Origin of the sequence: Nocardioides ungokensis (genome assembly GCF_013466985.1) — a bacterium.
Lineage (GTDB): Bacteria > Actinomycetota > Actinomycetes > Propionibacteriales > Nocardioidaceae > Nocardioides > Nocardioides ungokensis.
The window spans coordinates 4,536,396-4,557,026 of sequence record NZ_CP059164.1 but is presented as its reverse complement, the minus strand read 5'-3'; the positions used below and the strand labels follow the sequence as shown (position 1 = coordinate 4,557,026).

Genomic DNA, 20,631 nt, shown 5'->3' with positions numbered 1-20,631 from the left:
GCAGGCTGCAGCCATGTACTTCGTCGGTGTCGACCTCGCGTGGGGGCAGCGCAAGCCCACCGGCCTCGCCGTCCTCGACGAGTCCGGTCGCCTGGTGCACCTCTCGGCCGCAGGCACCGACGACGAGATCGTGGACGCGCTGGCGCCGTACGTCGAGGGCGACTGCCTGGTCGCGATCGACGCGCCGCTGATCGTCCCCAACGCCACCGGCAACCGGCCGGCGGAGGCGGACCTCAACCGCGACTTCGCTCGCTTCGACGCCGGCGCGCACCCCGCGAACACCGGCAAGCCGGAGCTGGCCGGGCCGGGCGGTCCCCGGGGCGCGCGGCTCTGCTCGCGCCTCGGCCTGGACATGAACCCCCGCTCGGGGCGGGCCCGCCGTGCCATCGAGGTCTACCCGCACCCGGCGACGGTCGCGCTGTTCCGGCTCGGCCGCACCCTGAAGTACAAGAACAAGACCGGCCGCTCCCTCGAGGCGCTGCGCGGCGAGCTGCTCGTGCTGATGGGGCTCCTCGAGGGCCTCGCGGACGCCGACCCGGCGCTGAGCGTCAACGGCCCTTGGAAGGAGCTGGTGGTCCGGGTCGAGGACGCCACCCGCAAGAGCGAGCTGCGGGTCGTCGAGGACCAGGTCGACGCCGTGGTGTGCGCGTATGTCGGGCTGTTCGCCGTGCGCCGGCCCGAGCTGACCTCGACGTACGGCGACTTCGCCGGCGGCTACATCGTCACGCCGACCCTGCCCGAGGGGCTCCGGCCGACGCCGCGGGAGCGTCGGGTGGCGGCGGTCGAGGACCCGGTGCGCGTCGCCGTGCGTGAGTACGCCGCGCAGCACGCGACCCTGCGCCAGGCCGCCGACCAGGCGGTGGCGCTGGTGCAGACGATCCTCGACGACGCCGGCATCAACTACCTCAGCGTGACCGGGAGGGCCAAGAGTGTCGCGTCGTTCGCCACCAAGGCCGCGCGCGTCGTCGACGGCGAGCCGGCCTTCCCCGACCCGCTGCGGGACATCACCGACGTGATCGGCGTCCGGGTGATCACCTACGTGCACAGCGACGTGGCCGCGGTGGCCGACCTGCTCGGCGACCAGGTCGTGGTCCACGACGACCGGGACATGGGGCGGGAGACCGCGAGCCAGGGGCGGTTCGGCTACGCCAGCAGGCACCTGCTGATCGGGCTGGACGCGGTGCGCGCGAGCCAGCCGGCGTACGAGCTGTTGCGGGAGCGGAGCACGCAGGTGCAGATCCGGACGGTGCTGCAGCACGCGTGGGCGGAGTTCGAGCACGACATCCGCTACAAGGGCACCATCCCCGACGAGCACGTGCCCGACTTCGACCGCCGGTTCACGCTGGCGGCCGGACTGCTCGAGCTGGCCGACCGGGAGTTCTCCACGATCCGTGACCGGCTCCAGCAGGGCCTGAGCAGCGCCCCCGCCGAGTCCGCCGACGACGACCCGCGGATCAGCCCGCGGGAGCTGGCCGCCTTCCTCGCCGGGCAGTACGCCGACGCCGGCTGGTCGCGGACCGACCACTACACGTGGATCTCCGGGCTGCTGCTGGAGGTCGGGATCACCTCGCTCGACGAGCTGGCCGAGGTGCTCCGGTCGGTCGACAGCGCCACGCTCAACGAGCGGATGGGCTACCGCTACCCGCCCGGCGCGGTGCGGCGCCTCGACGACGCCCTGCTCGCGGCGTACGGCGAGCGCTACCTCGCGCTGCACGGCAACAGCCACCGCGAGCCGCTGCTGCGCACCCGCCTCCAGAAGCTCCAGGGTGACTCGTGACCGCGCGGTTCGCCCGGGTGGAGGACTACCTCGCGTCGTTCCCCGAAGACGTCCGGCCGGTGCTCGAGGGGGTGCGTGGGGCGATCCGGGAGGCGCTCCCGGACGCGGTCGAGACCATCGCCTACGACATGCCGACCTACAAGGTGGGCGGTCGCTCGGTCGTGCACTTCGCGGGCTGGACCAGCTATGTCAGCGTCTATCCGCTGCCCGCCGCGCAGCCGGGCTCCGACCTCGAGGCGGACCTGGCGCCGTACCGCGCGACCAAGGGCACCGGCCGGTTCCCGCTCGACGAGGCGGTCCCCTACGACCTGATCACGCGCGTGGTCCGGGCCCTGCGGAGCGAACGGCTCGGTTGAGCCGGCCGCGGGGCGGGCCCACCAGAGGCCGGGCGCATCGAGGGCGTCATGCTGACCCCATGGCATCCCTGAACCCCAAGAACGTCGGGCGGTACGCCGCCATCGCGCGGCTGCTGGTCCGGCACGGCCGCTCCGACCTGGTCGCGGGGGCCGGCCTGGACGAGTTCTCCTTCGACGAGGAGCCGCCGATGGGGGATGCGGAGAAGGCCGACGCCTTCGCCCGCGACCTCGAGGAGCTCGGCCCGACGTACATCAAGCTCGGCCAGCTGCTCTCCACTCGCTTCGACCTGTTGCCGGCCGCCTACACGACTGCGCTGGCCCGGCTCCAGGACAGCGCCGAGCCGTTCCCCTACGAGCAGGTCGAGGAGATCGTCGAGGCCGAGCTCGGCGGCCAGGTCCGGCACCTGTTCGCGGACTTCGAGCGCGAGCCGATGGCGGCGGCCTCCCTGGGGCAGGTCCACCGGGCCACCCTGCCCAGCGGCCGGGAGGTCGTGGTCAAGGTCCAGCGGCCCGAGGCCCGCGAGATCGCCCGCGACGACATGGAGACGCTGGCCCGGCTGGCAGGCCTCGCGGACAAGCACACGGACGCCGGACGGCGCTTCGGCTTCGAGCAGCTGCTCAGCCAGTTCCGCCGGTCCCTGGCCGGGGAGCTCGACTACCGCCGGGAGGCGCGCAACCTGCTCAGGTTCCGCGACCTGACCGGGCAGTACGACCTGATCGTGGTGCCCGAGCCGATCCTCGACCACTCCTCCTCGCGGGTGCTCACGATGGAGCGGATCGAGGGCCGCAAGGTCACCGACGTCGGCCCGCTGGGGCTGCTCGACGTGGACGCCGGCCCGATGGTCGAGCAGCTGTTCAGCTGCTACCTGCGGCTGATGCTCGACCACGGCGTCCTGCACGCCGACCCGCACCCGGGCAACCTGATGCTGACCGACGACGGCCGGCTGGCCCTGCTGGACCTGGGCATGGTGGCGACCGTGCCGCCGCGCCTGCAGGACAAGGTCACCAAGCTGCTGCTGGCGATCGGCGACGGCGACGGCGAGGAGGCGGCGGCGGTACTGGCCGGGATGGGCCACCCGCTGGAGGAGTACGACGCGGCGGCGTTCCGCGGGGAGGTCGCGCACCTGGTCTCCGAGGCGGCGTCCGCCGGGGCGGAGCAGCAGGCCGGGACGGTGCTCGTCGAGCTGAGCCGCATCTCGGGCGCCCACGGGCTGCGTCCGCCCGCGGAGATGTCGATGATCGGCAAGGCGCTGCTCAACCTGGACCAGACGACCCTGCACCTCGACCCCGACTTCGACCCGGCCGCAGCGATCCGGTCCAACCTCAGCGAGCTGCTCGCCAGCGGGCTCAAGGTCAGCCCGGCCGGGATCATGGCGGCCGCGATCGAGGCCAAGGAGTTCACCTCGCTGCTGCCCAAGCGCGGCAACCGGATCCTCGACGCGCTCGCGGAGGGCGAGTTCACGATGCGGGTGCGCACGATCGACGAGGAGCAGCTCCACACCGTCCTGCAGCGGGTGGCCAACCGGGTCACGCTGGGGCTCGTCATCGCCGCCACGGTGCTCGGTGCGGCCCTGATGATGCGCGTGCCCACCGATCACCGGATCCTCGGCTACCCCGCGATCGCGATGTGCCTGTTCCTCTTCGCGGTCCTCGCCGGCGCCGCCCTCGCAGGCTGGATCGTGCTGACCGATCGCAAGGTCGCCCAGGCCGCCCGGCAGGGCAACCCCGGCGGCCGGGCCGGCTGAGTCACATGTAACGCGGTGTCCACGTCACCGGTGCGGTGCCGCGACACCGCAGGAGCACCGTGGACACCGCGTTACATGGGGTGGACGCTCAGCGCGAAGCGGCCCGGAGCTTCTCCAGCAGCGGACCGGCCGCCTCGCGGAGGAACGCGTCCTGGCTGTCGTCGCCGATCTGCACCAGCGCGATGTCGGTGAAGCCGGCCTCCCAGAAGGCGCGGACGGAGTCGACGATCCGGTCCAGGTCGGGGCCGCAGGGGATGGAGTCGGCGACGTCCTCGGGGCGGACGAACTGGGTCGCCCCCGCGAAGCCGGCCGGGGTCGGGAGGTCGGCGTTCACCTTCCACCCGCCGGCGAACCAGCGGAACTGCTCATGGGCGGTCCGGACCGCGGCGTCCTCGTCGGGCCCCAGCAGATCGGGATCTGCCCGACGGCACGCGCCGGCTCCCCGATCGTCGGCGCGCCCGCGACGGAGTTCCACGTCGTCACGAGGTCGGCACGCGGCTCGACCGCGACCAGGTGGTCGGCGAGCGGTGCGAAGTGCCGGATCCCGCGCTCGCCGGCGACGGCCACGCCGATCTCGACCGGCTGTTCCGGCAGGTCCCAGATCCAGGCGGAGTCGACGTCGAAGTGCTGGCCCCGGTAGGTCACCAGCTCGCCGGTGTGGAGCTGCCGGATGATCTCGATCGCCTCCGTGAGCATCTCCTGACGCGTCTCCACGGCTGGCCAGCCGGCACCGATGACGTGCTCGTTGAGGTTCTCCCCGCTCCCGAGCCCGAGGGTGAAGCGGCCCTCCGACAGCAGCTGCACGGTGGCAGCCTTCTGTGCCACCACCGCTGGGTGGTAGCGCATCGAGGGGCAGGTCACGTAGGTCATCAGCCCCACCCGCGAGGTCGCCTGTGCCACCGCCCCCAGGACCGACCAGGCGTACGGCGCGTGGCCCTGCTCGGTGAGCCAGGGGGAGTAGTGGTCGCTCATGACCTCGAAGTCGAAGCCGGCCTGCTCCGCGGCGCTCGCGTAGCGCACCAGCTCGCGCGGCCCGCTCTGCTCGGTCATCAGGGTGTAGCCGAAGTTCGTCACGCCCGTGCCTCCTCCCAGCCCGCCTCGGCGTGGCCGACATGCCTGTTGGACCCCGCCCGTACCCGACCTACCCTCGACGCATGACCCCTGCTCAGCTGCTGACCGACGCCTTCGGACGCATCGCGGAGGGCGGGCGCGACGTCGTCGACGGCCTCGACGAGGAGCAGCTGGCGCACCGGCCCGGACCGGACGCCAACCCGATCGGCTGGCTGGTCTGGCACCTCGCCCGGGTGCAGGACGACCACGTCGCCGACGTCGCCGGCATCGAGCAGGTGTGGACGGCCCGGGGCTTCCACGAGAAGTTCGGCCTGCCCTTCGACGCCTCCGACATCGGCTACGGGCACTCCAGCGAGCAGGTGGCGCACGTGCGGGTCGACGCCGAGCGGCTCGCGGCGTACGTCGACGCCGTGCACGAGCAGACGCGCGGGTACCTCGAGGGGCTGGACGCCGCCGACCTCGACCGCGTCGTCGACGACCGCTGGGACCCGCCGGTGACGCTCGGCGTCCGGCTGGTCAGCGTGGTCAACGACGATGCCCAGCACCTCGGCCAGGCGGCGTACGTCCGCGGCCTGCTGGGTGTCTGACCGCGGCGCGTGACGGCGCTCAGGCCGCCTCGCGCACCGCGCGGCTGATCCGGTAGCGCACGAACGCGGGCGCCGCCAGGGCTGCGATCGTCGTCCCGACGACCACCAGCACCCCGCCGCCCGCGGCCGCGGCGGCCGTGCCGACCATGGCCGCGCTCGCTCCGTGCACGACGTCGGCGATCCGGGGACCGCCCGCGACGACGACGATGAAGACGCCTTGTAGCCGGCCGCGCACGGCGTCGGTGGCGGCGCTCATCAGCATGCTGGTGCGGAACGCCGCCGACGCCATGTCGGCGGCGCCGCCGACGACCAGCATCAGCACGGCGACGACCAGCATCGGGCCCGGGCCTCCGTCGGCGAGCCCGACCGCGAGACCGAACCCGGTCATGGCCACGCCCCATACGAGGATGCAGACGATCACGGCCCGGCCCTGCAGGTCCACCCGTGACACCCAGCCCGAGAAGATGCCGCCCAGCACCGCGCCGGCTGGGATGGCGGCGAAGAGGAGCGCGAACGCGAGCCCCCCGCGGTCCGGGCCGCCGAACGCCTCGTGCGCGATCTCGGGGAACAGCGCGCGCGGCATGCCGAAGACCATCGCGATCAGGTCGACCACGAAGGACATCAGCAGCACCGGGTGACCGCGCAGGTAGGAGAGCCCCTCGACCACCGAGCGCAGGCCCGGGGTGCCGGTGCCGGCGCCCTCGACGGGCAGCCGGGGGAGCCGCACGACCGCAGACAGCGTGGCGAAGAGCGTGATGGTGTCGATCAGGTAGAGCCACGAGAAGCCGAGGACCGGGATCAGCGTGCCCGCCACCAGCGGTCCGGCGATCGCGCCGGCCTGGAAGATCGTCATGTTCAGCGAGTTGGCGGCCGGCAGCAGCTGCAGCGGCAGGATCTTGGGCAGCACCGCGCTCCGCGTGGGCTGGTTGACCGCGAAGAAGGCCTGCTGGACCGAGAACAGGCCGAGCAGCAGCCACACGTTCGCCCCGCCCAGCGCAGCCTGCAGCCAGAAGAGGCCACTGGTCACGATCAGGCCGGTCGTGGTGGCGATTAGCAGCGTGCGCCGGTCCATCACGTCGGCGAGCGCGCCGCCCCACAGGCCGAAGACCACCAGCGGGACCAGCCCGAAGAGCCCGGTGAGCCCGACGTACGCCGACGAGCCGGTCTCGGCGTAGATCTGCGCCGGCACGGCCACGACGGTCAGCTGGGCGCCGACCACCGTGATGATGTTGGCCAGCCACAGCCGCCGGAAGTGTTCGTTGCGCAGCGGCCGGTGTCCGCCACCAGTCCCCGGATCGTCGCTCGCACGGGTCCAGAACCTACGCCGCGCCCCGGCTCTTCCCCGCAACGGCGACGACTTTCGGCGACCGGCGATCAGGTGGGGGATACGGTCACCGTGAGGTGGAGGAGGGATCGCGTGATGTCGGAGCAGCAGGCGGCCCGGTCGTGAGGCGGCCCGTCCCCGAGCGGCCCGGGCCGGGCCAGGAGTCGGTGTGGGACTACCCACGTCCCCCGCGGCTGGAGCGCACGTCCGAGCGGGTCGAGGTCGAGCTGGGCGGGCGCGTGGTGGCGAGCACGACGGCCGGCTGGCGGGTGCTCGAGACCAGCCACCCGCCGACGTACTACCTGCCGCGCGAAGCCTTCGAGCCCGGCGTGCTGAGGGGGGCCGAGGGCGCCTCGGCATGCGAGTGGAAGGGCCGCGCGGCCTACTTCGACCTGGTCGTCGGCACGCGCGTCGCCCCGCAGGCGGCCTGGACCTACCCCCACCCGACGCCCGCCTTCGCGGAGATCGCCGGGGCTCTCGCGGTGATGCCCGGTCGGGTCGACCGCTGCACGGTGGACGGCGAGACCGTGGTCCCGCAGCCGGGGGAGTTCTACGGCGGCTGGGTCACCAGCCGGGTCGTCGGCCCGTTCAAGGGCGAGCCGGGCACCTGGGGCTGGTGACCCCCCGCGAGCACCAGGCGCCGCCGGTGGTTGAGGTGCGAGCGTCAGCGAGCCTCGAAACCCCCGCAGCCAACTCAGGGCGGTGACCGGGCTTCGGCCTGCGGGCCGCGCGTGGTTGCGGTTCTTGGCAGCTACGCGGGAGGCGTCCGCCGGGGTTGCGGCTGCTTCCCGGCTTGCGGGCCGCCAACCAGGATCGACGAGGTATCGAACATGTGATCGATTCGTTATCTTCTGCGGTGGATAACCGCAGGTCAGTCACCCGTGACTGTCGGTGGCCTCTGGTTGAGTTGGGTCATGGAGCAGCCCACCGGTACGCCGACCACCCCCGCCGGGGTCGTCGCCTGTGCGGACCGGGTGCTGGCTGATCTGGACGAGACGATGTGGGTGGCCAAGTCGTCGGAGGAGCTGGTCGAGGCGGTCGTGGTGGCCGAACGCCTCCGGGCGCACCTGGCCGCCCTGGAGGCCGGGGTGCTGGCGGAGGTGCACGCCCGTGGGGTCGCCAAGGGTGAGCTGGCGTGGGGGTCGACCGCGGAGTGGTTCACCCACCTGGCCGGCACCCACCGCGGCACCGGCCACCAGACCATCCGGCACGCCGACACCCTGGTCAACGAACGCACCGCGACCCACTCAGCCATGGTGGCGGGGCGGGTGTCGCCCGAGCAGGCGGCGGTGATCGTGGACGCGATCGACAGGCTCCCCACCGACCCCGGCGTCCGGGCGGATGGGGAGGCGTTCCTCCTCGATGCCGCGTCGCGGTTGAACGCGACCGACCTGGCCAAGGCCGCGAGGCACCTGGTCGAGGTGGCCGACCTCGACGGTGCGGAGCGCAGGACCGAGCGGGAGCTGGAGCGGCAGGACAGGGCCGCCCACCACGGTCGGTTCCTGGCGATCGTGGAGGACGGGGCCGGCGGTATCCGGCTTCGGGGCCGGGGCACCGTGGAGGACGGGGCGGCGATCAAGGCCGCGCTCCTGCCGTTGACCAAGCCTCAGCCGGCGGTCGACCCGCGGGATCCGGACGGCGACCAGACCGTGGATCCGCGGGACCACGGCGCCCGGCTGTGGGATGCGCTGGTCGAGACCTGCCGGCACGCCCTGACCACCGACCTGCCGCCCGACTGCCACGGTGCCCGGCCCCGGATCGCGGTCACCACCTCGTTGGAGGTCCTGCAGCTAGGGCTCGACCTGGGTCGGATCGACTGGGCACCCTCGGCACCGATCTCCCGACCACCGACGACGGGTTGGAGCTCACCCCCGCAGTGGTCCGGCGGATGGCCTGCGACGCCGACCTCATCCCCATCGCCCTCGGCACCCAGGGCGAGGTCCTCGACGTGGGCCGCACCAGCCGACTGGTCACCCCGGCGATCTGGCGGGCCCTGGTCTGCCGCGATCGCCACTGCGCCTTCCCCGGCTGCACCAGGCCCCCGGTGATGGGCCACGCCCACCACATCACCCACTGGGTCGAAGGCGGGATCACCAGCCTGGCGAACCTGGTCCTCCTCTGCGGACACCACCACCGCGTCATCCACCACACCCCCTGGCAGGTCCGACTCAACCCCGCCGACGGCCGACCCGAGTTCCTCCCACCCCAGAGGCCCGGAGCACCCCCACCCAGCTGGATTCGCACAAGAAGACGCGAGTGACCGGGAGGCCGCCGGTGAGGGGTCAGACAGGTTGCGGCTGGTCATCCTCACGAGGACCGAAGATGCACAGCAGGTCCAGCGCCTCGACGCCGGGCGCAGGCGATCCCCATGCCTCCATCTGCCGGCGCGACCGCCGGGAGAAGATCGCCCGGTAGAGCTCGTACGCCGACACCTCGACCGCGGGCTCGGCGTCCGGGTCCCCGAGCACCTGGCCCTCGCACCGCACGGTGACACCTGCGCGCTGGAGCATCCGCGGCGCGGCCGCGTCCAGCACGGGACGCCACAGCGACTCCGGCGGGCGGCCGAGGTCGAGGCACTCGTGCACGTCGGTGTGGTGGACGGTGACGTCCCAGACCAGGGCCGGGCTGGGCCGGTCTGCGACCGACTCGGAGACGGCGTCCTGCTGCGACCTGATCTCCGCGACGAGGACGTCGAGCGGCAGCCGGGCGCGCTCACCGACGTGCCGCGAGGTCCACTCCGGCCCCGGAGCGCCGTCCATCCGGCCGCTCAGCGCATCGGCGGGGCCGCCGGCGAGGTGGGCGTACACGTCGCGCACGGTCCACGCGGGCGTCGCCGGCACGTGCGTGGAGAGCTGGTCCTCGCGCAGGTCGCCGGCGAGGGCGGTGAGGGCCTCGACGTTGTCGCGGTAGAGCCGTCCCCAGTCCGTCATGGCGCGAATCTAGTGCCTGCGCAGGAAGCCCGGGGCCGACGACCCGGCCGTCGGCGGGTCCAACGACTCTGGGGCCGGCCTCTGGCCCGGGCCTAGCGTCGGCCGGAGGAGGTGGGGCCTGTGTGGTTCTGGATCTTCATCATCGTGCTGCTGATCGCCCTGGGCGGCTCGGCGCTCATCGCTCGTCGTCGCGGGCGGTGACGCCCCGCGGTGACCCCGCGCGGACCTAGGCTGGGCCGGTGACGGACGCGCAGACCCCCAGAACCCAACCGCCCATCGTCCTGCCTCCCATCAACCTGCCCGAGGCCGACCGCGCCCGTGAATGGGTCGAGACCCGGACGCGCGAGGGCCTGGCGGCGGTGCGCATCCTGGCGGACGAGCTGCGGTCCGCGCCGCCGGTCGAGGCGCTGGCCGCGCTCCGCGTGTGGGACGAGATCAGCCTCCGCCTCAGCAACGTGATGGCGGTCGGGTCGCTGTGGGCCAACGTGCACCCCCTCGAGGAGGTGCGCACCAGCTGCGAGCACGCGCAGGTCGTGGCCGACCGCCTCGCCACCGAGCTGCGCCAGGACCGCAACCTGTACGACGTCTTCGCGGCCCTCGACCCCAGCCCGCTCGACGTCACGGCCGCCCGGCTGCTCGACAAGACCCTCGAGGACTTCCGGCGGGCCGGCGTGGACCGCGACGACCGGACCCGGGCGCGGCTCACCGAGATCAACGAGCGCCTCACCACGCTGGACCAGGACTTCAGCCGCAACATCCGCGACGACGTCCACACGGTGCGGGTCGCGCCGGAGCGGCTCGCCGGGATGCCCCTGGACTGGCTGGACGCGCACCCCGCGGACGACGAGGGACTGGTCACGGTCACCACCGACTACCCCGACTCAGTGCCGGCCCGGATGTTCGTGCGCGACCCCGGGGTGCGTCGCGACGTCACGGTCGCGTTCCTCAACCGCGGCTGGGCGCAGAACGAGCCGCTGCTGACCGAGATGTTCGCGCTGCGCCATGAGCTCGCCGACCTCGTCGGCTACCCGGACTGGGCCTCCTACGACGCCGCGGTGAAGATGATCGGGACGGGGCCGGCGATCCCGGAGTTCATCGACCGGATCACCGCCGCGGCCGAGGCACCGATGCGCCGCGACCTCGACGTCCTGCTCGAGCGCTACCGCCAGGACGTCCCCGGGGCGACCGCGATCGACCAGGCGGACGCCGGCCACTACGAGGAGCTGGTGCGCAAGGAGCAGCTCGACGTCGACGCCCAGCAGGTGCGCACCTACTTCGACTTCGCCAAGGTGCGCCAGGGCCTGCTCGACGTGACCGGTCGGCTGTTCGGGCTGCGCTGGGTGCCCGTCCACGACACACCGGTCTGGCACGAGGACGTCACGGCGTACGACGTCTATGACGCGGACGCGCCCGCGGGTGAGCCGGCCCGCGGCCGGATCTACCTCGACCTGCACCCGCGGGAGGGGAAGTACAAGCACGCCGCCCAGTTCACGCTCGCCGACGGCGTCGCCGGCCGGCAGCTCTGCGAGGGTGTGCTGGTCTGCAACTTCTCGCGCGGTCTGATGGAGCACGACCACGTGGTGACGCTCTTCCACGAGTTCGGCCACCTCGTCCACCACGTGCTGGCCGGCCGCTCCGCGTGGACGCGCTTCTCCGGCGTGGCCACCGAGTGGGACTTCGTGGAGGCCCCGAGCCAGATGCTCGAGGAGTGGGCGTGGGACGCCGAGGTGCTGCGCAGCTTCGCCACCGACGCCGCCGGCGAGCCGATCCCCGCCGACCTGGTCGCCCGGATGCGTGCGGCCGACGACTTCGGCAAGGGCTACCACGCGCGCACGCAGATGTTCTACGCCGCGATGTCGTACTGGTTCCACACCGACCGGCCCGCCGACCTGACCGCCCGGATGGTCGAGCTGCAGGCGGCGTACTCCCCGTTCCCGTGGATCGAGGGCACCCACATGTTCGCCGGGTTCGGCCACCTCGGCGGCTACTCCTCGGCCTACTACACCTACATGTGGTCGCTGGTGATCTCCAAGGACCTGTTCAGCGCCTTCGACCCCGACCACCTCTTCGCCCCCGAGGTCGCCCGCCGCTACCGCGACCTGGTGCTGACGCCGGGCGGCAGCCGCGACGCTGCCGACCTCGTCGAGGCGTTCCTCGGCCGGCCCTACACCTTCGACGCGTACGCCGCCTGGCTGACCCACTGACGCCCCTCGGGATCCGAGCCGGAAAGGCCTTGTGTGGTGGCCTTCGCGGCGTACTCTGGCGATATATCGCGAACTGTCGACGACAGTCTGAGGAAGGGAACCGTCATGGGGAGCTGGGACAAGGGGAGCTGGGACAAGGGCGGCTGGAGCGGCTGGGGCGGGCCGTGGCCCGGCGGCCGACCGGGACGAGGCGGGCGACCCGGCCCGCCGCCGTGGGTGGCCGGGATGTTCGGCCTCGCGCAGGACGGGCCCGCCCGCGGCCCGCGGGTGCGTCGCGGCGACGTCCGCGCCGCAATCCTCGACGTGCTGCGCGCGAGCCGCGATGCCGGTGAGCCCGTCAACGGCTACCAGGTGATCCAGCAGATCGCCGACCGTTCGGGTGGCGCCTGGCGACCGAGCCCGGGCTCGGTCTACCCGACCATCCAGCAGCTCGAGGACGAGGGACTGGTGGAGGCCGACGACGAGCGCGGCCGTCGTACGCTGCGGCTCACGGTCGCCGGCGACGCCTACGTGGTGGACAACGCCGAGGAGCTCGCCGACGTGTGGACCGCCTTCGAGTCCCCGAGCGAGGAGCGCGGCGGCGGGTTCTCGGACCTCAAGCCCGAGATCGGCCAGGTCATGGCCGCGGTGTGGCAGATCGTCACGCAGGGCTCCCCGCGCCAGCGGCGCGAAGCAGTGGCGATCCTCGCCGACACCCGTCGCCGCCTGTACGGCCTGCTGGCCGATGGCGACGCGGACGAGGGCGAGGAGGAAGCGTCATGAACGACCAGAACCTTCGGCTCAGCGACGTCGAGCGCGACCAGGCCGCAGCGGTCCTGGGGGAGCACTACGCGCAGGGTCGGCTGACCCCCGAGGAGCACTCCGAGCGCCTCGACCGGATCTGGGCCGCCCGCACCCGCGGCGAGCTCGCCCCGGTCTTCAGCGACTTGCCGAGCCCGTACTTCACACGCCCAGCCACCAGGGCGGTCGGCGGCTGGCCGGCCGGTCCGCCGCGTCGCCGTGGCGTGCCGACACCCCTGCTCGTGGTGCTCGCCGTCCTGCTGGTGATCACGGTGCTCACCCACCTGCCGATCATCCTGATCGGCCTGCTGGTGTGGTTCTTCGTGATCTCCCGGGTGCGGCGCCACTCGGCCGTACGCCGCTGGTAGCCCCGACCTAGGCTCGCCTCCATGACGAACGGGGCACCATGACGAACGGGTCGCCGGAGCGCATGATGGCCGCGGTCGCCGAGACCATGGCGGAGCGGACCGGCCGCACCCTCGACGAGTGGGTGCTGGCCGTCGAGGCCAGCGGGGTGGACCCGCTCGACCAGAAGGCCGTGCGCGCCTGGCTCAAGGAGGCCCACGGGATCGGGCAGAACACCCAGTGGGCGATCGCCTTCGAGACCGCCCGGCGCAACGGGTGGGTCGAGCCGGACGTCGAGGGCTACATCGACGGGCAGTACGCCGGGGCGAGGGCGCCGCTGCGTCCCGTCTTCGACCGGGTCCGCGAGCTGCTGACCTCGCTCGGTGACGACGTGACCGTCGAGGGCCGGGGCGGCTACACGCCGTTCGTGCGGCGCCGGCAGTTCGCCGCCGTGGCGGCCGCGACCCGCAGCCGCGTCGACCTGGGTCTGCGCTTCACCGAGGCGCCCACCTCCTACCTGTTGGCCGCGAGCAACGGCCCGGGACAGTCCACCCACAAGATCGGGCTGGCCGCACCCGAGGACGTCACGGCCGAGGTCGAGGCGCTGGCCCGCCTCGCGTGGGAGCAGAACGGCTGAGGCCTGCTCAGGCGAGCAGCTCGTCAGTCCACGCGAAGCACGCCGCCGACAGCTCGGCCAGGTCGCCGTTGCCGGGCAGCAGGGCGGTGACCCGCGTCGCGACGTCGGCCGGCAGGTCGGTGTGGAGGTAGCGGAACCCGAAGTCGTGGCGCCACGGGCAGTGCTCGACGCGCAGCAGCCGCACCAACGGGCTGAGCGCGAAGTTGAGGTAGAACGCGATCGCCTCGGGCTGCTGGCCGCGCCGCAGCGCCCGGTTGACCAGCCACTCGGCGGTGGCCAGGCGCTGCCGGATCTGGTCGACGCCCTCGACGATCGCGGCCTGCATCGCGTCCTCGTCGTCGTGGCGCAGCTCGACCAGCCCGTCGGGGTCGTGCACGACGATCGGTGTGCCGTGCCGCCGCACGTCGACGAAGCGGTGCGCGTCCGACAGCTCGGAGATGTGCAGGTCGACGATCCGGGTCGGCTCCTTCAGGGCGCCCGGCCGGTGCTGGTGGTTGATGAAGCACTGGCGGCCGTCCGGCCAGGTCGCTCGGGGCAGCTCCCAGACGTGGTCGACGTCGAAGTCCTCGTGGATCCGGGCGAGCAGCCGGTCGTGGACGGCGTCGGCCTCGCCCGGGGTGCACAGGAGGTCGATGTCGAGGTCCGACCACTCGTCGTACCCACCGGTCGCCGCGGAGCCGCCCACCCACACGACCCGGACGTCGGGGTCGGAGGCGCCCTGGTCGGCGAGCCAGGTCAGCCAGTCGTCGAAGCGGGAGAGGTCGGTGGTGACGGGAGCAGTCATGGTGGCTATGGTCACATTCGGTCCCGATCTGGGTACCACCTACTCGGAGGTGTGTCATGACCGATGTCCGTCGCCCCGAAGGCGGATCGTCCCGGGGCCTGTGGGCCGTCGTCCTGGTGCTGCTGGCGCCGGCGGTGGTGGTGCCGCTGCTGGTCCCGCTGTACGACAAGGCGGGCCCCGCACTGTGGGGCTTCCCCTTCTTCTACTGGTTCCAGTTCGCGCTGATCCTCGGCTCGGCGTTCCTCACGGTCACCGCGTTCCTGTTCGCCCGCGAGGCCACCCGGCGCGACCGGGCCGCCCGCGGCGTCCGCACCCGCGGGGAGGGGGACCGATGACCGGCCACGTGGACGGCGTCCTCGTCGGCGTCTTCGTCTTCCTGTTCCTGCTCGTCACCGTCCTCGGCTTCGCGGCCGCCCGGTGGCGTCGCGCCGAGTCCCTCGACAGCCTCGACGAGTGGGGCCTCGGGGGCCGCGGCTTCGGCACCTTCATCGCCTGGTTCCTCATCGGTGGCGACATCTACACGGCGTACACCTTCATCGCGGTGCCCGCGACGCTGTACGCCGGCAGCGTGGTCGGCTTCTTCGCGGTGCCGTACACGATCGTGGTCTACCCGCTGATCTTCCTGTTCCTGCCACGGCTCTGGTCGGTCTCGCACCGGCACAGCTACGTGACGCCCGCCGACTTCGTACAGGGCCGCTACGACAGCAAGCCGCTGGCGACCGCCGTGGCGGTGACCGGCATCCTCGCGACGATGCCCTACATCGCCCTCCAGCTCGTCGGCATGCAGGTCTGCCTGGAGGTCATGGGCATCGGCACCGGCAGCGACAACTGGTTCGTGAAGGACCTGCCGCTGTTCATCGCCTTCGCCGTGCTGGCTGCCTACACCTACTCGTCGGGCCTGCGGGCACCCGCGCTGATCGCGTTCGTCAAGGACTCGCTGATCTACCTCGTCATCATCGTCGCGGTGCTCTACCTGCCCTCGCAGGTCGGCGGCTGGGGCCACATCTTCTCGGCCGCGCAGGGTCACTTCGACGACGTCAACGCGGCGGCCGTGAAGGCGGGCGGGGCACCCACCGCGGGCACGATCCCGCCGCCGGCCGCGCAGTGGGCCTACGCCTCCCTGGCGCTGGGTTCGGCGCTCGCGCTGTTCATGTACCCCCACTCGATCACGGGGGTCCTCTCGACCCGCAGCCGCACCGTGATCCGGCGCAACGCCGCGCTGCTGCCGGCGTACTCCTTCCTGCTCGGGCTGCTCGCCCTGCTCGGCTTCGTCGCGATCGCAGCCGGGGTGAAGGTCGACAACCCGCAGCAGTCGGTGCCGCAGCTGTTCGAGAACGAGTTCCCCGGCTGGTTCGCCGGCATCGCCTTCGCGGCCATCGTCATCGGCGCCCTGGTGCCGGCGGCGATCATGTCGATCGCGGCGGCGAACCTGTGGACCCGCAACATCTACAAGGCCTTCATCAAGCCGGACGCGACCCACCAGCAGGAGGCCACGCAGAGCAAGCTGGTCTCGCTGGTGGTCAAGTTCGGCGCGCTGGTCTTCGTGCTCGCGCTGTCCAACCAGTTCGCGATCAACCTGCAGCTGCTCGGTGGCGTCTGGATCCTGCAGACGCTGCCGGCGATCGTCATCGGCCTGTACACGCGGTGGTTCCACCGGTGGGCGCTGCTGGCCGGCTGGGCGGTCGGCATGGCCTACGGCACCTGGCTGGCGTACGGCGTCCCACTGGCCACCGACCCGAGCAGCCACTTCGGCGGGCCCCTGGTGGTCTTCCCGGGCACGACCACCAAGGTCTACATCGCGCTGATCGCGCTGCTGGCCAACCTGGCCGTCGCCGTGGTGCTCACGGTCGTGATGCGTGCGATGAAGGTCGACGAGGGCGTGGACCAGACCCATCCCGACGACTACGTCGCCGACGCGGGTGACGAGGGCGTCGAGGCGGAGCTCGACCCGGAGGCCCCCATCCACGCCTGACCCGCGTGTCGAGGCCCGTTGCGTGGGTACGGTCGAGGTCGTGACGACGCCATCGTTCGACCTCGGCCAGGACCACCTCGACCTGCGGGACTGGGTCCACACGTTCGCCGCGGACGTGATCCGTCCGGCGGCGTCCGAGTGGGACGAGCGGGAGGAGTTCCCGTGGCCGGTGCTGGAGGAGGCCGCCAAGATCGGGCTCTACTCGATCGACTTCTTCGCCACCCAGTCCTTCGATGAGACCGGCCTGGGGATCCCGATCACCATGGAGGAGCTGTTCTGGGGTGACGCCGGCATCGGGCTCTCGATCGTCGGCACCGCCCTGGCCGCGGCGGGAGTGAGCTCCAACGGCACCCCCGAGCAGGTGGGCGAGTGGGTGCCCCAGATGTTCGGCTCGCCGGGAGACCTGAAGCTGGCGGCGTTCTGCTCCTCCGAGCCCGACGCCGGCAGCGACGTGGGCGCGATGCGCACCCGTGCGACGTACGACGAGGCCTCCGACGAGTGGGTGCTCAACGGCACGAAGACCTGGGCCACCAACGGCGGCCTGGCCGACATCCACGTGGTGACCGCCGTCGTGGACCCGGACCTGCGCACGCGCGGCCAGGCGAGCTTCATCGTGCCGCCGGGCACGAAGGGACTCAGCCAGGGCCAGAAGTTCCACAAGCACGGCATCCGCGCCAGCCACACCGCCGAGGTCGTCCTCGACCAGGTGCGCGTCCCCGGCAGCTGCCTGCTCGGTGGCAAGGAGAAGCTCGACGCCCGTCTGGCGCGGGCCCGGGAGGGCGCGAGCTCCGGTGGCAGCAACGCCAGCATGGCGACCTTCGAGCGGACCCGCCCGGCGGTCGGCGCGCAGGCCATCGGCATCGCCCGGGGCGGCCTACGAGGTGGCGCTGGACTACGCGAAGACCCGGGAGCAGTTCGGCAAGCCGATCATCGAGAACCAGGCGATCGCGTTCATGCTCGCCGACATGGCGACCTCGATCGAGGCCGCGCGGCTGCTGGTCTGGCGGGCGGCCTGGATGGCCGGCCAGGGCAAGACCTTCGAGCGGGCCGAGGGGTCGATGTCCAAGCTCTTCGCCGGCGAGACCGCCGTGAAGGTGACCGAGCGGGCGATGCAGATCCTCGGCGGCAACGGCTTCACCCGCGACTACCCCGTGGAGCGCTGGCGCGCGACGCGAAGATCTACACCATCTTCGAGGGCACCTCGGAGATCCAGCGGCTGGTCATCGCCCGGTCCGTCTCCGGCGCGCCGATCCGCTGATGCGATCCCGGGAGCTGCGGCGCTGGGCGCGCGAACGGTGGGACGACCCGGTCTTCTGGAGCGACGTGGTCCAGGTGGCCAAGACCGTGGCCGCGGCGGTGATCGCGTGGTTGATCGCGACCCGGGTCTGGCACCTCCCGCTGTCGTTCCTGGCGCCGTGGGCGGCGCTGCTGGTCGTGCACTCGACGGTCTACCGCACCTTCTCCCAGGGTGCCCGCCAGGTCGGGGCCGCCGTGATCGGCGTGCTCGTGGCGTGGGCGGTCGGGAACCTGTTCGGCCTCGGGCCGACCGCGCTGGCGGTCTCGCTCCTGGTCGGCTTCGCGGCCGGGGCCCTGCCGTGGCTGTCGGGCCAGGGGACCGCCACCGCGGCGACGGCGGTCGTGGTGCTGACGACGGGTTTCGCCAACAACGACAACATGCTCGTGCACCGCCTCGCGGACACGGCGATCGGCATCGTCACCGGCCTGCTGGTCAACTTCGCCGTCTGGCCGCCGTTGCGGGCGCGCACCGCGATCGCCGCCATGAACGCCCTCGACGACCGGATCGGCGAGCTGCTGCAGGACATCGGGGACGGGCTCGCGGCCGGGTGCACCCCGGACGACGTGCACGGGTGGATCGACCGGACCCGTGACCTCGACGAGGACCTCGACCAGGCCTGGGCGCTGGTGCGCCAGGCACGCGAGAGCGCGCGGATGAACCCGCGCCGCTCCGCGGAGGCGCTGCGCCACCCGCAGGAGTGGCTCGGCCTGCTGCGCCGGCTCGAGCAGGCGGTGGCCGAGACCCGCAGCATGGCGGAGACCATCGACCACGGCATGGACGAGAGCGGCGACTGGCTCTCGGCCTTCCGCGAGCCGTACGTCGTGCTCCTGCGCGACGCCGGCCACGCGATCATCGCCGCGGACCCGGTCTCGATCCTGGCGGTCCGCGACCGGCTCAACGACCTCGTCGACCGGCTCGGCTCCGAGCAGCCCACGCCCCGGCTCTGGCCGGTCTACGGCGCGCTGATCATCAACCTGCGCAACATCGTCGACGCGATGGGAGAGGTGGCGAAGGCGAACCCGCTCAGCCAGCCCCCTCTCCCGTTCGCCCGGCCCCGTTCGCAGGACGTCGAGCCGGTGTGACCGGCCCCGGCCCCGGCCCCGGCGTCGAGCAGCGTCGAGCAGCGCCGAGCGGCGCCGACCCCGCCTCGGCCGGGTCAGACGTCGATGGCCCGGTTGACCCAGTTCGAGGTGACGACCATGCCGACCTTCTCGTAGAGGCCCAGCGCGCCGGTGCGGGAGTCGGTGGACAGCTCGCAGACGGTGGTGCCGTGCGCAGCGCCCGCCGCGAACGCGTCGACGAGCAGCGCCTGGGCCAGCCCGCGGCCCCGCTGGTCGCGGCGCGTGGCGAGGCGGGCGATGTAGGCGCACGGCGGGTGGATCTGCAGGACGGCCACGGCCACGACGTCGCCCGCGGGGTCGGTGACGACCCGCAGGTGCCACGGCTCGAAACCGGGGCGCAGGTCGGTCCAGGCCCGCCACTGCTCGAAGGACTGCCGGTCCCGGTCGGACCACTCGAGGAAGGCGTCCTCCTGGACGGTCCAGCACTGGGGGTACTGCTCGGGCGAGGCCACGCCCACGGCGAACCCCTCCGGCAGGTCGCGCTGCGGGACCGCGGTGCCGGCGGGGAGCCGGAGCACCCAGCTGTTCCAGCGGACGAAGTAGCCGAGCGACTCGAGGAGCCGGTCGCCCGGCGAGTCCACGGGGACGGGCATGCCGATCCGGCTCGAGCCTTTCTCCCGCGCCCGCTCCTGCATCCAGCGGGCCAGGGCGGTGCCGAGGCCACGACCCCGGTGCTCGGGGTGGACTGCCGCGTCCCCGCGCTCGCCGTGGCTGACCTCGGCGTACGCCACCAGGGTCTCGCCGTCGAAGACCCCCACGGTGCTGCCGGGGACGTCGTACCCGGGGCTCTGCCACTCGGCGACGATGTCCGCCTCCTCGATGACGACCTCGCCTACGTCGTGGAGCTCCTGGGCAGCCATGACCGCGGTGACGGCGGCGGCGTCGGTGGGGACCAGGGGGCGCTCGGAGAGGCCGTCGGGAGCGGGAGCGGTGTGGTCATGGCTCCGATGGAAGCAGGAAATGGCCGAGGGGGCCGCCGATTTTCATCGGCGGCCCCCTCAGGACCGTGCTTCGAGCAGGCTGTGGTCAGCCGTTCTGGATGGCCGAGACGTCGAACTCGAGCTTGATCTTCTCGCTGACGAGCACGCCGCCGGTCTCGAGCGCGGCGTTCCAGGACAGGCCCCAGTCCTTGCGGTTGATGCTGGTCGCGCCCTCGAAGCCGACGCGCAGGTTGCCGAAGGGGTCACGGGCCGAGCCGGTGGACTCGAACTCGATGGTGACGGGCTTGGAGACGCCCTTCATGGTCAGGTCGCCGGTGATCAGCCAGGTGGAGGCGTCCTCGCGCTCGACCTTGGTCGAGACGAAGGTGATCTCCTTGTTGTTGTCGGCGTCGAAGAAGTCGGCGGACTTCAGGTGGCCGTCGCGGTCGGCGACACCGGTGTCGATGCTGGCGGTCTGGATGGTCAGCGCGACCTTCGAGGCAGCCGGGTTCGCGGTGTCGATGTGCGCGGTGCCGGTGAAGTCGGTGAACTGGCCGCGGACGGTGGTGACCATCGCGTGGCGGGCGCTGAAGCCGAGGCGCGTGTGGGTCTGGTCGATGGTGTAGTCGCCGGTGATGTCCTCGACGGCGCTGGTGGGGGCGTCGAAGGTCGGGTCGACGACGGCGGTGGCGGTCTTGGTGCGGTTGAGGAAGTTCATGGTCTGCTCCTGACGGTCGGTTTGTTCAATCTTCAACCATCCAAACCGGACCAAGGTCCGTTT

23 protein-coding genes and 2 pseudogenes are annotated in these 20,631 nt (G+C 72.3%); 18 read left to right on the top strand and 7 right to left on the bottom strand.

Annotation, left to right across the window (positions count from 1 at the left end; all coding sequences use genetic code 11):
- Positions 1-13 precede the first annotated feature (13 nt).
- From H0S67_RS22575 to H0S67_RS22565, 3 genes are read left to right on the top strand one after another with little or no spacing between them, the layout of a single operon-like run.
- Positions 14-1,777 (top strand): DUF429 domain-containing protein, encoded by a 1,764-nt coding sequence (locus tag H0S67_RS22575; protein ID WP_180934873.1) that lies wholly within the window; start codon positions 14-16, stop codon positions 1,775-1,777.
- Positions 1,774-2,133 carry an iron chaperone gene (locus tag H0S67_RS22570; RefSeq protein ID WP_180934872.1) on the top strand — a complete coding sequence of 120 codons (360 nt, stop codon included), beginning with the start codon at positions 1,774-1,776 and terminating at the stop codon, positions 2,131-2,133. The genes H0S67_RS22575 and H0S67_RS22570 overlap by 4 nt, the downstream gene beginning before the upstream one ends.
- 59 nt (positions 2,134-2,192) lie before the next feature.
- Positions 2,193-3,878: an ABC1 kinase family protein gene (locus tag H0S67_RS22565; protein WP_180934871.1), complete on the top strand. Its 1,686-nt coding sequence runs from the start codon at positions 2,193-2,195 to the stop codon at positions 3,876-3,878.
- An 88-nt stretch (positions 3,879-3,966) separates the two neighbouring features.
- Here the strand turns inward: H0S67_RS22565 and H0S67_RS26280 are convergent, their stop codons facing one another.
- Positions 3,967-4,212, bottom strand: a complete 246-nt coding sequence (locus H0S67_RS26280; protein ID WP_246354978.1) for an LLM class oxidoreductase — start codon at positions 4,210-4,212, stop codon at positions 3,967-3,969.
- Complete coding sequence (locus H0S67_RS22560; RefSeq protein WP_246354977.1) at positions 4,209-4,952, bottom strand: TIGR03557 family F420-dependent LLM class oxidoreductase; 744 nt, start codon at positions 4,950-4,952, stop codon at positions 4,209-4,211. The genes H0S67_RS26280 and H0S67_RS22560 overlap by 4 nt, the downstream gene beginning before the upstream one ends.
- An 80-nt stretch (positions 4,953-5,032) precedes the next feature.
- Here H0S67_RS22560 and H0S67_RS22555 point away from each other — a divergent pair, with 80 nt between their 5' ends.
- A complete protein-coding gene (locus H0S67_RS22555) occupies positions 5,033-5,536 on the top strand; it encodes a mycothiol transferase (protein ID WP_180934870.1) in 504 nt (167 codons plus the stop codon).
- Between the two features lie 19 nt (positions 5,537-5,555).
- Here H0S67_RS22555 and H0S67_RS22550 read toward each other — a convergent pair whose 3' ends face one another.
- On the bottom strand, positions 5,556-6,755 hold the full coding sequence (locus tag H0S67_RS22550) for an MFS transporter (protein WP_246354976.1): 1,200 nt from the start codon (positions 6,753-6,755) through the stop codon (positions 5,556-5,558).
- Between the two features lie 227 nt (positions 6,756-6,982).
- Between H0S67_RS22550 and H0S67_RS22545 the strand changes: the two genes are divergently transcribed.
- The 3 genes from H0S67_RS22545 to H0S67_RS28555 all read left to right on the top strand — a co-directional run bounded on the left by H0S67_RS22545 (position 6,983) and on the right by H0S67_RS28555 (position 9,120).
- Positions 6,983-7,480, top strand: a complete 498-nt coding sequence (locus H0S67_RS22545) for a DUF427 domain-containing protein (protein ID WP_180934868.1) — start codon at positions 6,983-6,985, stop codon at positions 7,478-7,480.
- A gap of 294 nt (positions 7,481-7,774) precedes the next feature.
- Positions 7,775-8,908 (top strand): DUF222 domain-containing protein, encoded by a 1,134-nt coding sequence (locus tag H0S67_RS22540; RefSeq protein ID WP_180934867.1) that lies wholly within the window; start codon positions 7,775-7,777, stop codon positions 8,906-8,908.
- On the top strand, positions 8,908-9,120 hold the full coding sequence (locus tag H0S67_RS28555) for an HNH endonuclease (RefSeq protein WP_425489848.1): 213 nt from the start codon (positions 8,908-8,910) through the stop codon (positions 9,118-9,120). Before H0S67_RS22540 ends, H0S67_RS28555 begins: the two co-directional genes overlap by 1 nt.
- Positions 9,121-9,142: 22 nt before the next feature.
- Here H0S67_RS28555 and H0S67_RS22535 read toward each other — a convergent pair whose 3' ends face one another.
- Entirely contained in the window at positions 9,143-9,790 is a 648-nt protein-coding gene (locus H0S67_RS22535; protein WP_180934866.1) for a maleylpyruvate isomerase family mycothiol-dependent enzyme, read from the bottom strand.
- 111 nt (positions 9,791-9,901) lie between these two features.
- Here H0S67_RS22535 and H0S67_RS26275 point away from each other — a divergent pair, with 111 nt between their 5' ends.
- The 5 genes from H0S67_RS26275 (at position 9,902) to H0S67_RS22515 (ending at position 13,756) form a co-directional block, all read left to right on the top strand.
- Entirely contained in the window at positions 9,902-9,991 is a 90-nt protein-coding gene (locus H0S67_RS26275) for a resistance to Congo red protein (protein WP_246354975.1), read from the top strand.
- A 38-nt stretch (positions 9,992-10,029) separates the two neighbouring features.
- Positions 10,030-11,994 (top strand): M3 family metallopeptidase, encoded by a 1,965-nt coding sequence (locus H0S67_RS22530; RefSeq protein ID WP_246354974.1) that lies wholly within the window; start codon positions 10,030-10,032, stop codon positions 11,992-11,994.
- 105 nt (positions 11,995-12,099) lie between these two features.
- A complete protein-coding gene (locus H0S67_RS22525) occupies positions 12,100-12,756 on the top strand; it encodes a PadR family transcriptional regulator (RefSeq protein ID WP_180934865.1) in 657 nt (218 codons plus the stop codon).
- A complete protein-coding gene (locus H0S67_RS22520) occupies positions 12,753-13,142 on the top strand; it encodes a DUF1707 SHOCT-like domain-containing protein (protein ID WP_180934864.1) in 390 nt (129 codons plus the stop codon). The genes H0S67_RS22525 and H0S67_RS22520 overlap by 4 nt, the downstream gene beginning before the upstream one ends.
- A 38-nt stretch (positions 13,143-13,180) precedes the next feature.
- A complete protein-coding gene (locus H0S67_RS22515; protein WP_180934863.1) occupies positions 13,181-13,756 on the top strand; it encodes a DUF5655 domain-containing protein in 576 nt (191 codons plus the stop codon).
- Between the two features lie 7 nt (positions 13,757-13,763).
- On the opposite strand, the gene H0S67_RS22510 is transcribed toward H0S67_RS22515, so the two are convergent.
- Positions 13,764-14,540, bottom strand: a complete 777-nt coding sequence (locus tag H0S67_RS22510; RefSeq protein ID WP_180934862.1) for a nucleotidyltransferase domain-containing protein — start codon at positions 14,538-14,540, stop codon at positions 13,764-13,766.
- Between the two features lie 56 nt (positions 14,541-14,596).
- Here H0S67_RS22510 and H0S67_RS22505 point away from each other — a divergent pair, with 56 nt between their 5' ends.
- From H0S67_RS22505 to H0S67_RS22490, 6 genes and pseudogenes are all read left to right on the top strand, one after another.
- A complete protein-coding gene (locus H0S67_RS22505; RefSeq protein WP_180934861.1) occupies positions 14,597-14,875 on the top strand; it encodes a DUF3311 domain-containing protein in 279 nt (92 codons plus the stop codon).
- Entirely contained in the window at positions 14,872-16,512 is a 1,641-nt protein-coding gene (mctP, locus tag H0S67_RS22500; protein ID WP_180934860.1) for a monocarboxylate uptake permease MctP, read from the top strand. The genes H0S67_RS22505 and mctP overlap by 4 nt, the downstream gene beginning before the upstream one ends.
- Positions 16,460-17,209: pseudogene (locus H0S67_RS26270) on the top strand (acyl-CoA dehydrogenase family protein); the annotation flags it as partial. The gene mctP and the pseudogene H0S67_RS26270, both read left to right, overlap by 53 nt.
- A gap of 37 nt (positions 17,210-17,246) precedes the next feature.
- Positions 17,247-17,627, top strand: a pseudogene (locus H0S67_RS27650) (acyl-CoA dehydrogenase family protein); the annotation flags it as partial.
- Entirely contained in the window at positions 17,513-17,770 is a 258-nt protein-coding gene (locus tag H0S67_RS27075) for an acyl-CoA dehydrogenase family protein (protein ID WP_281369055.1), read from the top strand. The pseudogene H0S67_RS27650 and the gene H0S67_RS27075, both read left to right, overlap by 115 nt.
- Positions 17,770-18,891: an FUSC family protein gene (locus H0S67_RS22490; RefSeq protein WP_180934859.1), complete on the top strand. Its 1,122-nt coding sequence runs from the start codon at positions 17,770-17,772 to the stop codon at positions 18,889-18,891. The genes H0S67_RS27075 and H0S67_RS22490 overlap by 1 nt, the downstream gene beginning before the upstream one ends.
- A 74-nt stretch (positions 18,892-18,965) precedes the next feature.
- On the opposite strand, the gene H0S67_RS22485 is transcribed toward H0S67_RS22490, so the two are convergent.
- Together H0S67_RS22485 and H0S67_RS22480 are read right to left on the bottom strand one after the other, a co-directional pair.
- Positions 18,966-19,790 carry a GNAT family N-acetyltransferase gene (locus H0S67_RS22485; protein WP_180934858.1) on the bottom strand — a complete coding sequence of 275 codons (825 nt, stop codon included), beginning with the start codon at positions 19,788-19,790 and terminating at the stop codon, positions 18,966-18,968.
- Positions 19,791-19,956: 166 nt separating this feature from the next.
- Entirely contained in the window at positions 19,957-20,568 is a 612-nt protein-coding gene (locus H0S67_RS22480) for a YceI family protein (RefSeq protein ID WP_180934857.1), read from the bottom strand.
- Positions 20,569-20,631 lie beyond the last annotated feature (63 nt).

What these genes read in the sequence shown, in the direction of transcription:
- H0S67_RS22485 (WP_180934858.1), bottom strand. Translation starts at nt 19,790, where the DNA reads ATGGCTGCCCAGGAGCTCCACGACGTAGGCGAGGTCGTCATCGAGGAG.
- H0S67_RS28555 (WP_425489848.1), top strand. Translation starts at nt 8,908, where the DNA reads ATGGGCCACGCCCACCACATCACCCACTGGGTCGAAGGCGGGATCACC.
- H0S67_RS22480 (WP_180934857.1), bottom strand. Translation starts at nt 20,568, where the DNA reads ATGAACTTCCTCAACCGCACCAAGACCGCCACCGCCGTCGTCGACCCG.
- H0S67_RS22520 (WP_180934864.1), top strand. Translation starts at nt 12,753, where the DNA reads ATGAACGACCAGAACCTTCGGCTCAGCGACGTCGAGCGCGACCAGGCC.
- H0S67_RS22540 (WP_180934867.1), top strand. Translation starts at nt 7,775, where the DNA reads ATGGAGCAGCCCACCGGTACGCCGACCACCCCCGCCGGGGTCGTCGCC.
- H0S67_RS22535 (WP_180934866.1), bottom strand. Translation starts at nt 9,790, where the DNA reads ATGACGGACTGGGGACGGCTCTACCGCGACAACGTCGAGGCCCTCACC.
- H0S67_RS22555 (WP_180934870.1), top strand. Translation starts at nt 5,033, where the DNA reads ATGACCCCTGCTCAGCTGCTGACCGACGCCTTCGGACGCATCGCGGAG.
- H0S67_RS22515 (WP_180934863.1), top strand. Translation starts at nt 13,181, where the DNA reads ATGACGAACGGGTCGCCGGAGCGCATGATGGCCGCGGTCGCCGAGACC.
- H0S67_RS22510 (WP_180934862.1), bottom strand. Translation starts at nt 14,540, where the DNA reads ATGACTGCTCCCGTCACCACCGACCTCTCCCGCTTCGACGACTGGCTG.
- H0S67_RS22490 (WP_180934859.1), top strand. Translation starts at nt 17,770, where the DNA reads ATGCGATCCCGGGAGCTGCGGCGCTGGGCGCGCGAACGGTGGGACGAC.
- H0S67_RS22565 (WP_180934871.1), top strand. Translation starts at nt 2,193, where the DNA reads ATGGCATCCCTGAACCCCAAGAACGTCGGGCGGTACGCCGCCATCGCG.
- H0S67_RS22505 (WP_180934861.1), top strand. Translation starts at nt 14,597, where the DNA reads ATGACCGATGTCCGTCGCCCCGAAGGCGGATCGTCCCGGGGCCTGTGG.
- H0S67_RS22575 (WP_180934873.1), top strand. Translation starts at nt 14, where the DNA reads ATGTACTTCGTCGGTGTCGACCTCGCGTGGGGGCAGCGCAAGCCCACC.
- H0S67_RS22525 (WP_180934865.1), top strand. Translation starts at nt 12,100, where the DNA reads ATGGGGAGCTGGGACAAGGGGAGCTGGGACAAGGGCGGCTGGAGCGGC.
- mctP (WP_180934860.1), top strand. Translation starts at nt 14,872, where the DNA reads ATGACCGGCCACGTGGACGGCGTCCTCGTCGGCGTCTTCGTCTTCCTG.